Origin of the sequence: Roseateles oligotrophus (genome assembly GCF_014204525.1) — a bacterium.
In the GTDB taxonomy this organism is placed as follows: domain Bacteria; phylum Pseudomonadota; class Gammaproteobacteria; order Burkholderiales; family Burkholderiaceae_C; genus Paucibacter_A; species Paucibacter_A oligotrophus_A.
Genome location: NZ_JACHLP010000001.1, coordinates 730,443 through 746,055, shown reverse-complemented (window position 1 = coordinate 746,055; position 15,613 = coordinate 730,443). Strand labels below are relative to the sequence as shown.

At 62.8% G+C, this 15,613-nt stretch carries 9 protein-coding genes and 1 tRNA gene; 1 reads left to right on the top strand and 9 read right to left on the bottom strand.

The window, feature by feature from the left end:
• Positions 1-27: 27 nt before the first annotated feature.
• Positions 28-3,309 (bottom strand): TonB-dependent receptor, encoded by a 3,282-nt coding sequence (locus HNP55_RS03350; protein WP_184296121.1) that lies wholly within the window; start codon positions 3,307-3,309, stop codon positions 28-30.
• 592 nt (positions 3,310-3,901) lie between these two features.
• On the opposite strand from HNP55_RS03350, the gene HNP55_RS03345 reads away from it, so the two are divergent.
• Entirely contained in the window at positions 3,902-5,617 is a 1,716-nt protein-coding gene (locus tag HNP55_RS03345; protein ID WP_184296119.1) for a bifunctional metallophosphatase/5'-nucleotidase, read from the top strand.
• A gap of 10 nt (positions 5,618-5,627) precedes the next feature.
• Here the strand turns inward: HNP55_RS03345 and HNP55_RS03340 are convergent, their stop codons facing one another.
• From HNP55_RS03340 to HNP55_RS03305, 8 genes are all read right to left on the bottom strand, one after another.
• Positions 5,628-9,026 carry a DEAD/DEAH box helicase family protein gene (locus tag HNP55_RS03340; protein ID WP_184296117.1) on the bottom strand — a complete coding sequence of 1,133 codons (3,399 nt, stop codon included), beginning with the start codon at positions 9,024-9,026 and terminating at the stop codon, positions 5,628-5,630.
• A gap of 52 nt (positions 9,027-9,078) precedes the next feature.
• A complete protein-coding gene (gene fic, locus HNP55_RS03335) occupies positions 9,079-10,185 on the bottom strand; it encodes a protein adenylyltransferase Fic (RefSeq protein WP_184296115.1) in 1,107 nt (368 codons plus the stop codon).
• Positions 10,186-10,210: 25 nt separating this feature from the next.
• Positions 10,211-10,651, bottom strand: coding sequence for a DNA-binding protein (locus HNP55_RS03330; RefSeq protein WP_184296113.1), 441 nt, complete (start codon positions 10,649-10,651; stop codon positions 10,211-10,213).
• The gene (locus tag HNP55_RS03325) at positions 10,605-11,219 is read right to left on the bottom strand and encodes a nucleotidyltransferase domain-containing protein (RefSeq protein WP_221439430.1); all 615 of its coding nucleotides are present in this window, start codon (positions 11,217-11,219) and stop codon (positions 10,605-10,607) included. Before HNP55_RS03325 ends, HNP55_RS03330 begins: the two co-directional genes overlap by 47 nt.
• 253 nt (positions 11,220-11,472) lie before the next feature.
• Positions 11,473-12,603: a restriction endonuclease subunit S gene (locus HNP55_RS03320; RefSeq protein ID WP_184296111.1), complete on the bottom strand. Its 1,131-nt coding sequence runs from the start codon at positions 12,601-12,603 to the stop codon at positions 11,473-11,475.
• Positions 12,600-14,138, bottom strand: a complete 1,539-nt coding sequence (locus HNP55_RS03315; RefSeq protein WP_184296109.1) for a class I SAM-dependent DNA methyltransferase — start codon at positions 14,136-14,138, stop codon at positions 12,600-12,602. Before HNP55_RS03315 ends, HNP55_RS03320 begins: the two co-directional genes overlap by 4 nt.
• A gap of 422 nt (positions 14,139-14,560) precedes the next feature.
• Positions 14,561-14,634: transfer RNA gene (locus tag HNP55_RS03310), tRNA-Gly, on the bottom strand.
• Between the two features lie 11 nt (positions 14,635-14,645).
• Positions 14,646-15,518, bottom strand: a complete 873-nt coding sequence (locus tag HNP55_RS03305) for a dioxygenase (protein WP_184296107.1) — start codon at positions 15,516-15,518, stop codon at positions 14,646-14,648.
• Between the last annotated feature and the right edge of the window lie 95 nt (positions 15,519-15,613).

Here is a 15,613-nt window from a genome sequence, read left to right as displayed (position 1 = left end):
CCCGCAAGCGTTCAAAAAGCCAGCGGCTTAGAACTCGTATTTGGCCGTGATCTGGATGGCCCACTGCGACTCGCCCTTGTTCTGGCGGGTTTCGTAGTCATCCGGGCCGACCACGCTGTAGACGTACTTGCCGTTCTGGATGCCGGCGAAGTTGACGAAGCCGCGGCGGTTGCCACCGTTGCCGCCACCCGAGTTGAAGCCAATCTCGTCGATGCGACCCCAGTTCTTGTTCAGCAGATTACCGAAGTTCAGGATGTCCAGCGTGATCACGCCCTTCTGGCTGGAGGTAAATCCAGGAACGTCTTGGCTCAGGCGCAGGTCAAAGTTGTTGGCAAACTTGGACCGAGCCGTATTGCGGCCGATCACGCCACCCTTGGCGGCGCTCAGGTCCGAGTTGCTGTTCACCACCTGCCAGAACAAGTCCTCGGCGGCCTGGGCGCTCATGCCGCTGGCCTTGGTGCCGCGGAAGATCACTTCGCCCGAACCGGGGGCGCTGGGGATGTACATCAGGTCGTTGCCCGCGTAGCCGTCACCGTTCATATCGTTCTTGAAGGTCCAGCTATAGGGCTTGCCGGTGCGACCCTCATACATCAGACCCACGGTCGTCTTGTACTTGCCCACAAAGGCCTTGGACCAGTTCACGGTCGCGGACACGCGGTCTTGAATCAGCGTGGCCGAGGTGGCGTTGACGTCTTCATTGGGGTTGAAGACGGCGCGGTTGCCGTAGTTGGAGCTGGAGGTCGAGGAGGTCAGGGGGCTGACTTCCTTGGCGGCCGTGCGGGTGTAGGCGGTGGACCAGGACCAGCCCTGGTTCTGCTGCGAGAGCTGCAGGGTCAGGGCATTGCCGCCGCCCTGACTGGTGCGCTCGGCGAGCAGCACATTGTTGAAGTTCTTGTCGCGGTTGCTCTTTGCCTGAGCGCCGCAACCGGTCGTGGCGGTGGAGTCGCCGTTGACCCAGCAGTTCACGTTTTGGCCCGCGGCGTTGTAGTACATCTCGCGACCATCAGGCGCGGTATTGACCGGGGCACCCAGATTCAGGTGGCGGTAGTAAATGCCGTCCTTGGTCTTGGTGGACAAGAGGTCCACGCCAGCGACCAAGCCGGCCCAGGGCAGTTCGGTGTCCAGGCCCAGATTGAACTTCCAGACCGAGGGCTGCTTCAGGCCGGGCGACAGGATGTCGACGTTCAAAGCCGGGGGCTGGCCGGCTACTTGGGGTTGGTTGTTGGTGTCGGTGGTGAACTTGGTCGAAGCGCAAGGCGTCGTGGTTGCCCCGCAGTTGAAGGTAGCGGTGGCTGCACCCGAGTTCGAGTAGGGATTGGACAGCCACACATTGGCCGCCGAGCCCTGGAACAGGCCGAAGCCTCCGCGCAGCTGCGCCTTCTTCTGTTCCAGGCCCTTGAAGGCATAGTTGAAACCGAAGCGCGGTTGGACCAGGGTCTGGCCATCGATGGTCTGGCTGTTGTCGTAGCCGAATGCGGCCTGGGCCTTGGCGTTGTAGATCGGGGAGTCGGGCGTGGATGCACGATCCAGGCGCAGGCCGGCGGTCAGGGTCAGGTTGCGGTTGACGGTCCAGGTGTCCTGAACGAACAAGCCCACATTGTTGAGCTTCCACTGTGCCACGCCATCTTCCAGGGACTTGCCTGCCAGAGGCAGTTGGACGGCATAGCCGCTGGGAATGCCGGCCTTCCACAGTGCTGCCGGATCGGTGCCGCGGAAACTGTAGTTGCCCTTGGTGTTCTGCAAGAAGGCGTTGTAGGTGTCGTTGCTGCTGTAGTCGGCGCCGAACTTCAACTCATGGTCGTCCAGATTCCAGGTGCCGGCGAAGTAGCCGTCCCAGGTCTTGGTGCGCAAGACATTGAACTGGCGGCTGTTTTCGGTACCGAAGAACAGGGTGCGGTCCGATTTGTAGGTGGCGTCTGAGGGATAGATCAACTGGATCTGGGGCAGATCGATATTGTTCTGAGGCACGCTGTCGTAGTCGCGCTTGGACAGCTTGAACTCGGTGGAGAAGTCTGGGGTCCAGTCCGCGAACCATTGGCCGACCACGGTCTGGATGGTCTTCTTCTGGGTCCACCAGTAGGAGCTCAGCGACAAGGCGGTGGGCGAGAAGCCGGCATAGGTCGGCTCTGCCTGCTCGGTCTTGGCGAAGCGCAGATTGGCCCGGTGCTGGGCATTGATGTTCCAGTCCAGCTTGAGCAGGTAGTCCTTCACCTTCACCTCGGTGCCGGTGGTCTCGGAGCTGCCAATGTCGATGCCATAGCCTTGGGCCACGGCCTGGGCGGCGGCGATCTGGGCGGGCGTGATGCCCACATTGGTCATGGCGCTGCCGATCGGGCCAAAAGTGGGGGCAGCACGGGTGCTCTTGAAGTCTTCGTAGGAAGCAAAGAAGAACAGCTTGTCCTTGACGATGGGGCCGCCCAGGGTGAAGCCCTTGGTGTCTTCCTTGAAGGCGGGGGCGTCGTAAAAGCTCTCGTTCGTGCGGTTGAAGCGTTTGCCGGAGAGCTTGTCGTCGCGGTAGACGTAGTAGACGCTGCCCTTGAACTCGTTGGTGCCCGACTTGGTCACGGCATTGATATTGGCGCCGGTATAGCCTTGTTGGGAGACGTCGAAATTGGACAGATTGACCTGCACGGCCTCGATGGCATCGATGGAGATCGGCTGCTTGATGGTGGGCAGGTTATTGCCCTCCAGACCGAAGGTGTCGTTGGTGCGGACGCCGTCGATGGTGATGGTGTTGAAGCGGGCGTTCTGGCCCAGGGCCGAGATCTCGCCGCGCTCTTTGTCGGTCTGTGCCAGGCGGGGGTCGACGCGGGCATAGTCCTGCAGGCTGCGGGCGATCGAGGCGTAGGCGTCCAATTCCTTGCGGCTGACGGCCGTGTTGGCGCCCATATTACTGTTATTGATCTTGGCGCCGGCCGCATTGGAGCCGGTCACCACCACGGTGGCCAGCACATTGGCACCCACGGTGATGTCGAGGTTCAGGCTCTCGGCCAGTTGCAGATAGATGTCGTTGCGCACATCTTTGTCGGCACCCTTGCTCACCGTGACGGTGTAGGGACCGCCCACGCGCAGACCGCGGGTGGAGTAACGGCCTTCGTTGTCCGTCAGCAGATTGTTCACCGAGCCCGACTCGCGGTGCAGGATGACAACGCTGGCACCGGCCACGGGCTTGCCCTCGGCCGTTAACACGCGACCACCGATGGCGGCCGTGGTGTTTTGCGCCATCGCGGGCGCGGCCGCAACAATGGCCACCGCCACGCTGAGTGCGGTTCTAGAAAAAATTGAAAACCCTGAATCTTGCCTGCTCATGTCGAATGCTCCTCAAAGCGAACACGTAAAAACGCCAAAACCAAAACTGCTGATCCCAGCGCAAGAGCAAACGTTTGCTGTTGGCCATTCCCGCGCTGAGAACCTAGAAACTGCGGTGCGCCCCAATTGCCAAGCGCCCTGTCGATGTTCTTGTTGAAACTCTTCGAAAGCCGTCTCCACCCTCCGGCGCCAACGTTTGCGGACGCCGGTTTCAGGGCAAAACAGCTGCAAATCTCGGGAGTTTTTGTCTCAGGTTGCCGGGCTGGGCAGGTGAGCAGCGCGTCTTGGGACGGGCCCGCCTGTTTTTTGCTCGGCTTCCACTGGCTTACTTTAGGGCGGGGGTCAATCTTTCGGTCCCCGTGCTTTACCCAAGCGACACCCAGCGAAACCTGGACACCTGCAATTTTCATTTAGGAATATGCAAGTTCGGTGACACATCCGAGGCCGGATGAGGGGTGTCGCGCCAAGGCGACAGTCCAGCCTTGGCCGCCGTCCAGCGGGCCTGGCCGGGTGCGCGGCAGGTGTTTCAGGCCGGCGTTAAGATCCGCCGCCCCTTGCCTTTGCCGGCCCTCGTTCCTCGGAGATTCCTGTGTTGCAACTGCCGAAAAACCACCGTTTCCCGTGCGCTCAGACCCTCGCCAGCCTCGCGCTGCTGTCCTTGCTGGCGGCTTGTGCCAGCCGCCCCGAAGCCACGGGTGCGAGCAGCGCACCGGCGGTGGCGCGTGAGCTGAGCATTTTTTCGATCAACGATTTCCACGGCCATATCCAGCCCAAATCACCCACGCCCCTGATGCCCCGTCTGCCGGACGCGCAAACCGGCGAAGTGAAGCCCCAGGCTGCCGGCGGCGTGGCCTATCTGGCCAGCGCCATGCAAAAGCTGCGCGCGGGTCGCGAGCACTCGGTGTTTGTCGCGGCCGGCGATTTGATCGGGGCCTCGCCCCAGCTGTCTTCGCTGCTGCGCGATGAGCCCACCCTGTCCGCCCTCGGTGAGCTGGATCTGGCGGCCAGTGCCCTGGGCAACCATGAGCTGGACTCCGGCCTGCCGGAGCTGCTGCGCAAGGCGCGCGGCGAATGCCCGGGCGAGGGCTGCGCCTGGCCCGGTTTCAAGGGCCCGGGCTTCCCCTATCTGGCGGCCAATCTGCTCGACGCCAACACCGGCAAGCCCTTGCTGCCCAGCCATGTGATCAAGGAGGTGGGCGGCGTCAAGATCGCCTTTGTGGGCGCCATCACCCGCGACACGCCCTCGGTGGTAGTGCCGCGCAGCATCCAGGGCCTGCGCTTTGCCGATGAGGCCATCACCCTCAATGCCCTGGTCCCTCAGTTGCGGGCAGAAGGCGCCCAGCTGCTGGTGGCGGTGATGCATGAAGGCGCCAGCCACCCGGGCGCGGCCAATGATGCCAGCTACGAATGCCCCGGCCTGCAAGGCCGCGGCGTGGACATTGCCAAGCGCCTGGACCCCGCCTATGCCCTCATCATCAGCGGCCATACCCATCAGGCCTATACCTGCAAGATCAACGGCCGCCTGCTGGTACAGGCCGGCAGCTACGGTGGCTGGGTGACCGAGAGCCGGCTGCAGCTGGATGCCGCCCATCGGGTACTCTCCGCCGAAGCCGTCAACCATCCGGTGTTGCAGTCGGCTTACACGCCCAATCCGGCTTTTGTGGCCCTGGTGCAGCGCGCGGCCGAGCTGACGGCGGCGGTGCGCAACAAGCCGGTGGCCCAGCTCGACCAGGGGGCGGCGCGCGGTGCCAAGGCGCCGTTTGGTGATTCGACCCTGGGCAATCTGATTGCCGACTCCCAGCTGGCCTACGCCAAGAAGCGCGGCCCGGCCGATATCGCCTTGATGAACCCCGGCGGCATTCGCGCTGACCTGGTGGTGGAAGCCGACCGCATGGTGACCATGAGCGATCTCTTCGCCATCCAGCCCTTTGCCAACGAGCTGGTGGTGATGACGCTCAGCGGTGCCCAGCTGCGCGAGCTGCTGCAGCGCCAACTGCCCAAGGGCGATGCACCGCCGCGCTTTTTGCAGGTCTCCAGCAGCCTGCGCTACCGCTGGCAGGTCGGTGCGGGCGGTGTGGCCCAGCTGCAAGACATCAGGGTCGACGGCCAGCCCTTGGACGAGAACAAAGCCTACCGCCTGGTGGTCAACAACTTCATGGCCGATGGGGGCGACGGCCACAGCCTGCTGCGCCAAGGCCGCGACCGGGTCAGCCTGGGTGTGGATATCGACGCCATGGCCGAGTGGCTGACGGACAACCCGGCCGCGCTGAAGCAGATTCAGCCGGGGCGGATACTGCGCGCGGACTGAATGGGCAGAGTCAGGCGGCCGCTTGTTCGCGGATGTGATTTAACACGCCAAGGAGTTGGGTCACCTTGGCCGGCGGGAAGACACCTAGCGGCCCTTGGGCATTCACGTCGGTAAACGGCGATTCGAACAATCGGCCCGGCGCCATGACGCCGGTCTGGGTCAGTTCCTGCACCACCAGGTTGATGAATTCAATCTGATTCGGGGTGGCCGTGCTGCCGTTGATGAACTCGCTGAAGGCCTGCATTGCGGCTTCAAAGTCCAAGCCGACCAAGGAGCGCACGAACAGGCCCAGCCCATGGCTCAGCGCGCTGGCCTCGCTGATGAGTGCCGGGGTGCCGCCGGCCTCCAGCAGCATCTTTTCCAGTTCGTCCAAATCGGTCGCGGTCAGCGGCTGGTTGCGCCTGAGCCGCTGCAGTGACAAATGCGATTCGTGGGCTTTCAGGAAGACACGGGCCTTGTCCTTGAACTTGCTCATGTTGAGGCCGGCCGTGACCTGCGGAAGGTCGATGACCGAGGCCTCGCCCAACTCGTCTTGGAAGTCGGTGTAGACCACCTTTTTCTGGCCCTTGGGGATGAGCTTGATGAGTGCTCGCAGCCGTCTGCGCACCGTTTCCAGCATGGGCACGGTCACGCCTTCCCACCATTCATCGCTGCCCAGCGCCTGAATCAGCACGGCCTCGGCCTTGATGGCCGGGATGGCCATCTGCCCTTCCAGTTCGACGGCAATGCGCTGGATGCGCTCGCGCAGCGAGGCGAACTCGGGCTTGGCCTGCAGGATGGCCAGCTGGGTGCGCAACACCAGCATGTCGAAGCGCTTGGCCTCTTCGTCGTCGTCGGTGAGCGCAGACGGCAGGTCGGCCAGCTTGGTGTTCAGTTCCTCGACCTCATCGGCGCCCAGCGCGGCCCAGGCCTCGGGCTTGGCGAACTTTTCCACAAAGCGGCGCTGCGGACGGACGACGAAGTTATCGACGTTCATCGCCAACACCTTCTCATGCAGCATCGTGGCGATGTCGCCGCGCAGTTGCTGCACGGAGGGGTGGCCGCCATAGGGCGGTGGCTCGCCCTCGGTCACGCCTTGCTGCAGCTTCTTGTCGAGTTCGAGGACGACTTGCAGCCGAGCCTTGAACAGCCGGGTGGACAGCGCCTCGGTGCTCGCACCCTCGCTGAATTCCGGGTTCTGGCTGAAGAATTCGAGGTTGCCGCAGAAGTCGAAGATGTAGAAGTCGCGCTTGTCCTCGCCGGGGCCGAAGAGGTCTTTGCACAGGCGCGTGCCACGGCCCACCATCTGCCAGAACTTGGTCTTCGACCTGACCATCTTGAAGAAGACCAGATTGACCACTTCCGGGATGTCCACGCCCGTGTCCAACATGTCCACCGAGGCCGCGATGTGCGGCATCTTGTCCTTGTTGGAGAAATCGTCGATGAGGCTTTGCGCGTACTCGGTCTTGTAGGTGATGACGCGCGCGAAGTGGCCCTTGTGCTGCGGGTAGTTGAGGTTGAAGCGCTCGACGATGAAGTCGGCATGGCCGTTGTTCTTGGCGAAGACGATGGTCTTGCCCAGCCTGTCACCACCCGCCACCTTGTGGCCGCGGGTCATCAGCAGTTGCAGCGCCTTGTCCACGGTGTCGGTGTTGAACAGCCACTGGTTCAGCTCGGCCGCGTCCACCTCGTCGGGCACCGTGCCTTCCTCGTTCCATTCGAGGGCGTCCCACTGCTCCTTCTCGTCGTCGCTGAGGTCGCTGTACTTGATGCCCTCGCGTTGGAACTTCAGCGGCACCGAGATAGGTATGGGCCTGACCAGGTGTCCATCGGCAATGGCCTGTTCCAGCGTGTAGGCATCGGTGGGCACGCCGGTTTCGAGGTCGAACAGCCCATAGGTGTTCTTGTCGATTTCGTCCTTGGGCGTGGCCGTCAGCCCCACCAGCAGGCTGTCGAAGTAATCGAATATGGCCCGGTACTTCTGGTAGACCGAACGGTGTGCCTCGTCGATGACGATGAGGTCGAAGTGCCCGACGCCGAAGCGCCGCAGGCCGTCCTGCGCCTCGTCGATGAGGCCCATCATGGTCGGGTAGGTCGAGACGAAGACCCGGCCCTCGGTGGACTTCTCGCTCACCAGATTGACCGGCGCCGCGTCGGGTAGATGCTTCTTGAAGGCATTGACCGCCTGATTGACCAGTGCCACCCGGTCGGCCAGAAACAGCACGCGCTTGACCCAGTTGCTGCGCATCAGCACGTCCACCAAGGCGATGACGGTGCGGGTCTTGCCGCTGCCGGTGGCCATCACCAGCAGGGACTTGCGCTGGTGGTCCACCTCGAAGGTCTCGCCCACGCGGCGCACCGCGCGGGTCTGGTAGTAACGCTCCACGATGGCGGGGTTGACGGGCGCCTCGGCCAGCTTCTTGCGGCTGCTGCGGCGCAGGACGAGCAACTCCAGCTCATCCTTCTTGTAAAAGCCCTGCACGGCGCGCGGCGGAAAGGCCTTGTCGTCCCACATCCAGTGCTCGTAGCCGTTCGAGTAGAAGATGACGGGGCGCTGGCCGTACATCGCCTCCAAACAGTCGGCATACAGCTTGGCCTGCTGCTGGCCCACCTTGGGGCTGCGCGTGCTGCGCTTGGCCTCCACCAGCATCAGCGGTTTGCCATCGTCGCCCCAGAACACGTAATCCACATAGCCCTTGTTCTCGCCATTGGGCATGCCAGTGACTTCAATCTCGAAGTTCTTGGCCGGGTCGAGGTTCCAGCCCGCCTCGCGTAGCAAGAGGTCGATATAGGCCTTGCGGGTCTCGGCTTCGGAGTAATCGTGGGTGTCCGGCTCGGCCGCATTGGCCTGCTTGGCCGCCGCCACCTCGGCGCGCAGTTGCTGCAATTCGGTGTCGAGCGCGGCCTTCTCGTTGCGCAGCAGGGCCAGCGCCTCATTGCGCTCGGCCAGTTCGGCGGAGAGCTTTTGCAGCTGCGGCTGGGTCAGGGCCGGCGTGGCGGCCACCTTGGGCAGCAGCGCTGGGGCGAAGCTCAGGCCGGGGTCAGGTCTTGCCATGCGGCCATAGCGCCGCGCCAGCCAGAAGCAGAAGTGGAACAGCTCGCGGGTGGCCGAGAGCGCATCGCTCTCCAGCACTTTTTTCTGGCTGTGCACGGCCATATTGCCAAGGTCTTTGATGAGCTTGGCCTTGGTGAACAACGCATCGCCCACCTGCTGGCGGAAGCTGGGCTCGAAGATGAAGGCGCTCAGATTGTCCTGATACGGAACCTTGAAAGCCTTGTCATGGGCGTACAGCCATGCCACGCCCAATTCGAGGCCGCGGCGCGCGTAGAAGCAGGCCGTGCGCGGGTCGCTGTAGACGGCCTGCTCGGCGCGGTGGGCGGCCTCGTGCAGGAAGCTCCATTCGGCTTGCAGGAACGCGAAATTGCTCATTGTTTTCTTCCCCCTGATGTGTGCCGCTGGCTACCAGACTTTGCTGCTGGTTTCAGGCGTAGCGGTCGTAGTCGTGCCCCTCGCTGCCCAGCAGGCGCAGCAGGTGCGGATGCACAAACAGCTTTTCCTTGCCCACCGTGCGCTCCTCCAGCACGCCCAATTCGGCCAGCGCATGCAGGTAGCGTGACGCGGCCTGACGCTGGGCGATGTCACGCTCGACCAGATTGGCAATGCGGCAGTACGGCTGTTCGAAAATCACATCCACCAGTTCGCGGCTGTAGAGCTTGGGCAGGCGTTCGCGCACATGCTGGGCGGTGTGGTCTGCCAGTTGCTTGATGGCCAAAATCTTGGCGGTGGTCCACTGCGCCGTTTCCTCCACGCCCTGCAGCATGAACAGCAGCCACGGCTCCCACGCGCCGGTCTGGGTCACCTCGCGTAGCAGCCGGTAATAGTCGGCCTTGCTGCGCAAGATGGCGCGGCTCAGGTAGAGGATGGGCAGGTCCAGCAGGCCTTCCTGCACGAGGAACAACAGGTTCAGCACCCGGCCGGTACGGCCATTGCCATCGACGAAGGGGTGGATGGCTTCGAACTGGTAATGCGCCGCCGCCATGCGCACCAGCGGGTCGATGTCGGTGGCGTTGTGCAGAAAGCGTTCCCAGTTGGCCAGCAGTTCACGCAGCAGCGCCTCGCCCTGCGGCGGGGTGTAGACCACCTCGCCCGTGCGGTCATTGACCAGTTGCGTGCCCGGTGTGCGCCGCACGTCCAAGTCCACCGCCTTGATTTGCCGGCACACCTCCACCGCCGTGGCCGTGGAGAGTGGCCGCTGGGTCAGCGAAGCCGCACCCCAGTACAGCGCACCTCGGTAGCGCAGGGCTTCCTTGGTGGCGGGGTCGGCCTGTTGTTCTGCGGCATCTGCGTACTGGAACAGCCGGTCTGCCGTGGTGACGATGTTCTCGATTTCCGAACTGTCCCGCGCTTCCAGCATCGGCAGCGTGTTCACCAGCATGGCCGGGTTGGGCATCAGGGCGGCGGCCTGATTCAGTGCGGCCAAGGCTGCCCGTGCCGGGATGCAGGCCTTCAGCACGGCGCGGGTTTCCAGCACCTCAGCGGTGGGCAAGTGCGGCAAGGTGTTGAAGGGCTGTTCGGGTTGCCAGTTCATGAGTTGTCCGCCATCGTATGAGTCATCAGGCAAGGTCGGGTCGCTGCTGAGCCAGCCAAGCCTTCAGCCGCCGCAGCAGCGCTTGCGCCTGCTTCAGGCACTCTTCGACGGACGAAGGGCTGATGGGGTCGCCGTCGTAATCGCTGACGTTGCGCTGCTTGCGCAAGGTGTCGAGCACCACCATGGTCTTGGCATCGAGGCCGATGGTCAGGGTCAGGCTTTGAATGGCGGTCTGGTGATGGCCCGGCTGGCTGGTGGAAGTGCGGTAGCCATTGGCCCACAGGGCAGCCATGGCGCATTGCATGATGCATTTGTAGGCCGCATCGAAACGGTTCTCAGGGCTGATGGCGTCCACGGCCGAATCGGCGAGGTTGCGCTCCGCTGCTGCCAGCAGGCGCTGGATGTCGCCGCGGCTGGCTTCAAACGCCAGCAGACGCTGGATGGCCAACAAATTCTGCAAAGTCATCGGCGGTTCCTATCAGGAAGAGCTTGGGCTTGGTCACGACCTCTTTGGCCCACGTGTTGCCCGAGGCGAGCTTGTCGAGGAAGTCGGCGGGGCGGTAAACCACGGGGTTGATTTCGCGGCGCAAGTTGTCCTGCAAGGGGTGCAAGGCCTCGACCACCTCGGCCAAGCCCAATTCACCCAGGATGAGTACGTCAACGTCCGAGGTCGAGGTCTCTTCGCCGCGCGCCACCGAGCCAAACACCAGCGCCGACCGGATGCGCCCAGAAAAGGGCGCCAGCGCATCCGCCAGCACCGTCGACATGCCCGAAGTCTTGCGCAGCAGCCCGGCCAGTTCATCGAACACGGGGCAGGCGCGGTTGGCTTGGTAATGCACTTGGTTGCCCACCCGCTGCTGCAGCAGCACGCCGGCCTTGGCCAGCTTGGTGAGTTCGCGGTTCAGCGTGCCCGGCTGGCTGCCGGTCTGCCGTGCCAGCTCGCGCACATGCAGCGAGGTCTGCGGATTGAGCAGCAGGATGGCAAGCACCCGTCGGCGGTGTTGGCCGAGCAGCAGGTCGGCAAGCGTGCTCAATATGTATCCCTGTTGTGACGAACGTTGCTCTCAAGGCTACATCATGCCGATCAAACGGTCAAATCATGGCGATGTTTTCTTGTTTTGGCGACATGTCCTCATCTTGTGTCGTCGCGGGCGACATATCACGCCAACGTGGCGATGTTTTCCGGTTCTTGCGACACGTGAGCGCGCGATGAAGGCCTGCCTTGCTACCCTCATTGACGAGGGTAGCATCAGTCAAGTCTTTGAATTCATTGATGTTTTCTGGGTATCAGAGTTCTCCCCGGAAGGCGCGGTGTTGGAGGGATGCGAACATTTCATCCAACTCCTTCGCAGACTTTTCACTCGAACCAGCCAGTTTCATTTGTGACCGAAGTGCTTGGCCAAATTTCTCACGCAACTCGATAGGCGGGAGAGGAATGTCAAGACCACGCAAGATGGCCAAGTTGATATTTTTTTGCGCGGACTCAGGAGCATTTTCTTCAAGCGTCTTCTGCAAGAAAGAGAGCCAGACCCGCACGTACTCAACGGTCGCCTCGTCGTTCGCAGTAAAACCGACAACGCTGTCTGGGAAGCAGGCATCGAACGTCAAGATGCCAGTCTTGGCAATGTTTGCAGCGATGGTGATGCAGAGTGTTCCGCGAGACCAGAGCTTGCTTTGTCGAAGGCCAATATCGGAATAGGTGCTCGCGTAAGTGCGGATATAGCCACCGGAATTGGCCACGTCCCCCGTTTGTATGAGTGGATGTTTCCCGCCGAGAAGTGCTGGGTCGTTTCTCGGCCTGTGCTTTGAAACCCCTCGGTCTAGATTCCCAACTTCGCCAAATTTAACGACTGTCCACCCTTTTGGATTCGTTACCGGATCCCCAAACATCTCCACAAAAATCGACTGTGCGAGGCGGTCGAGTTGGGCCAAGGCTTCGCGGCGCTTGTTGCGCAGGGCGTCGGCTTTGTCGAGGATGGCGGCGATGCGGCATTGTTCGGGGAGGGGTGGGAGGGAAATCGGTAGCTCACCAATATCCCCGCGATTTACTTGTAGGAACGTGGCACCTCGTGCTTTTGAAACCAGCAGAGGGTTGACGTGGGCTAGCCAGTGCCACAGGTATCGTGCATTCAGGTCAGGACCTGCGCGCAGGCCAGCAACGCCACGCCCCAAGCAGTAGCGACCATCGGCAATGACCTTTTCGCCAATAGTGGCTCGGATTCCGAGAACAATATCCCCGCTTTCGCAGACCTTTGACGCTTCCGTAGTGAATTTTTTGACTTTCGGGTGCAGGTCTCCGAAATCCCCCGCACCTGCAATGAGTGGAAGGCCATCCCCTTGGTCGTTGTAGCTTTCACCGTCGGGAGCCTGCCCCATGGTGATTTCACAAACATCAGACAGTTGTAGGGCGCGACTCACTTCAACATCCCCTCAAGCTCCGCCATGCCCGCCTGAATATCAGCTTCCAGCTGCTTCAGCCCGGCAAGAATCTCCAGCGGAAGCTCATGCTGAACCACCTCATGCACCACCTCCTTGTAGCGATTGATGCTGAGGTCGTAGCCCTGCGCCGCAATGTCGGTCTTGGGGACGCAGAAGCTCTGCGCGGTGCGCGGGCGCTCACGCTCGCTGCCACCGCGCTGAGTCCAGCGGGTCAGTGCATCTGGTAGGTTATTTTTGGCGTGTTCGGCCTCGCTCAATGCCTGCGCCGGGCTAACGCCAAGCCTGCCCTCATCCAGCAGCGGCTGGCGCTTGTCGTCCAGGCTCCAGCCATCGGCCTGCATGTCGTAGAACCACACGGTATCGGTGCCGCCCGAGTTGGTCTTGGTGAACAGCAGGATGGCGGTGGAGACGCCGGCATAGGGCTTGAAGGCACCGGCCGGGAGCGAAATTACGCCGTCCAACTTCTGCTCTTCCACCAGCATCTGCCGCAGCGCCTTGTGGGCCTTGCTGGAGCCAAACAGCACACCATCCGGCACGATGACGGCGGCGCGGCCACCGGGCTTGAGCAGGCGCAGGAACAGGGCCAGGAAGAGTAGCTCGGTTTTCTTGGTCTTGACGATGGCTTGCAGGTCTTTGGCGGTGTTCTCGTAGTCGAGGCTGCCGGCAAAGGGCGGGTTGGCGAGGATGAGGCTGTACTTCTCTTCGTCGCCCGCGTGGTCTTGCGCCAGCGAGTCCTTGTAGCGGATGTCCGGGTTATCGACGCCGTGCAGGGCCATATTCATGGAGCCTATGCGCAGCATGGTGTTGTCGAAGTCGTAGCCGTTGAACATGCCGTGGTGGAAATGTTCACGGGCTACTGCGTCGTTGAACAGCTTGGGGTGCTGCTCGCGCAGGTATTCCCCTGCCGCCACCAGGAAGCCGCAGCTGCCGCTGGCCGGGTCGCAAATGCTGTCTTTTGGGTTGGGTTGGGTCAGTGCCACCATCAGCTGGATGATGTGGCGCGGCGTGCGGAACTGGCCGTTCTGGCCGGCACTGGCGATCTTGCCAAGCATGTATTCGTAGAGGTCGCCCTTGGTGTCGCGGTCGTCCATGGGCAGGCCGGCCAGCATGTCCACCACCTTGGCCAGCAGGCCGGCCGTGGGGACGGTGTAGCGCGCGTCCTTCATGTGCTGCGAGTAGGTGGAGCCATCGCCGCCCATGCTGCGCAAGAAGGGGAAGACATGCTCGCCGACCACGGTGTGCATCTCGCTGGGGGCGAAGTGCTTGAAGCGCGACCAGCGCAGGTCGTCGTAAGGGCGACCCTTGGCATCGGCGCCTTCCGGGAAGATGCGCTTGGCCATGGGCTTGCCCAGTACCAGGGCCTTGGACTCTTCCAGCGTGTGGGCGTCGTCCAGCCGGCGGATGAAGAGCAGGTAGGTGATTTGTTCCAGCACCTCCATGGGGTTGGAAATACCGCCGGACCAGAAGGCGTTCCAGATGGCGTCAACTTGGTTGCGGAGTTCGCCGGTCAGCATGGGGTGGGCCTCTCAAGAGTCGTTGTTGGGGTGAAGCTCTGCTTTGGCGCAAAGATGGGAATGCTCGCAACAGGCTTGGGCCTGTTGCGCGGCCTCGGGTCAAGCCCACGGCCCGTTGCTGCGCAAGGTCCAAGACATGCCACTGGCATGTCTTGAGCGAATCCAGGTGGGTCTCTCCCCAAACACCCACCCCAAACAAAAGCCCCCGGCCTTGCGGCCGGAGGCTTTTGTTTGGAGCGGGTGATGGGAATGCTCGCAACAGGCTCAGGCCTGTTGCTCGGCCTCGGGGCAAGCCCTCGGCCCGTTGCTGCGCAACGTCCAAGACAGTCCACTGGACTGTCTTGAGCGAACCCCCGGTGGGTCTCAGCCCAAACGCCCACTTCAAACCAATGCCCCCGACCTTGCGGCCGGAGGCATTGGTTTGGAGCGGGTGATGGGAATCGAACCCACGTTATTTGCTTGGGAAGCAAGAGTCCTACCATTGAACGACACCCGCAGTGGCGCGGATTATAGGGTGCGTTCTTCCACGCCTTGCAGGGCCGCGGCCAGGCGAGGGGCTGAGTCGCCGAAGGCGTAGGCGTCCATGGCCAGGGAGCCAAAGGTGAGGCTGGCATGCAGGCGCAGGGCTGGCTCGCTGCGGCCGCCCGCGCCGGCGGCGATGAAGAAGGGCAGCAGGTGCTCGTCGGTCGGATGCATCTCGGCCGCGTGCGGCGCCTGGCTGCGGTAGGCCTGCAGGCTTTGCCAGTCGCCGGCGGCGGCACGGGCGCGCATCCATTCGCGGAATTGCGCGGAGGCAGGGATTTCCGCGGCATCAATGGCGGGCGGCCGGCCCTGGCCGAACACCAGGCCCAGATTGTGGGTGAGGCTGCCGCTGCCCAAGATGAGCACGCCTTGATCGGCCAAGGGCGCCAGCAACTCGCCCAGAGCGTATTGCTCGGCCGGGCTTTGCCGGGGGCTGAAGGCCAGGGGCAGCACGGGCACATCGGCCTCGGGGTAGATGTAGCGTAGCGGCGTCCAGATGCCGTGGTCCAGCCCGCCTTGCGTCAGCTGGTGCATGGGCAGTCCGGCCTGGGCGGCCAGGGTCATGATTTGCTGGGCCAGCTCGGGCGCGCCCTCGGCGTCGTAGCGCAGGGTCTGCAGCTTGGGGTCGAAGCCGCCGAAGTCGTAGACGGCATGGTGTCGCGGGCCGGCCAGCAGCACAGGAGCGCGCGACAAGCTGTGCGCCGACAAGGCCAGCACGGCGCGTGGCCGGCCGAATTGCTGGTCCAGGGCCTGGCCCAGTTGCTGCACGAAGCGGCCGGCTTCGCGGGGCTCCAGCGCGGTCATGGGGGAACCGTGGGAGATGAATAAAGGGGGGAAGGAGTGGGGAGTTTTTGTCATGGCTCCATGATTGGACGCCCCTCGCTTGTGCGATGGGTGGCATTTGCCTGAACACGGCGTTCAGGCTTTTTGCATGACGAGTCGCGCCGGGGCCG

Excerpts from the sequence above, each read along its gene's own strand:
- HNP55_RS03305 (WP_184296107.1), bottom strand. The coding sequence starts at position 15,518 with ATGACAAAAACTCCCCACTCCTTCCCCCCTTTATTCATCTCCCACGGT.
- HNP55_RS03330 (WP_184296113.1), bottom strand. The coding sequence starts at position 10,651 with ATGACTTTGCAGAATTTGTTGGCCATCCAGCGTCTGCTGGCGTTTGAA.
- HNP55_RS03315 (WP_184296109.1), bottom strand. The coding sequence starts at position 14,138 with ATGCTGACCGGCGAACTCCGCAACCAAGTTGACGCCATCTGGAACGCC.
- fic (WP_184296115.1), bottom strand. The coding sequence starts at position 10,185 with ATGAACTGGCAACCCGAACAGCCCTTCAACACCTTGCCGCACTTGCCC.
- HNP55_RS03340 (WP_184296117.1), bottom strand. The coding sequence starts at position 9,026 with ATGAGCAATTTCGCGTTCCTGCAAGCCGAATGGAGCTTCCTGCACGAG.
- HNP55_RS03350 (WP_184296121.1), bottom strand. The coding sequence starts at position 3,309 with ATGAGCAGGCAAGATTCAGGGTTTTCAATTTTTTCTAGAACCGCACTC.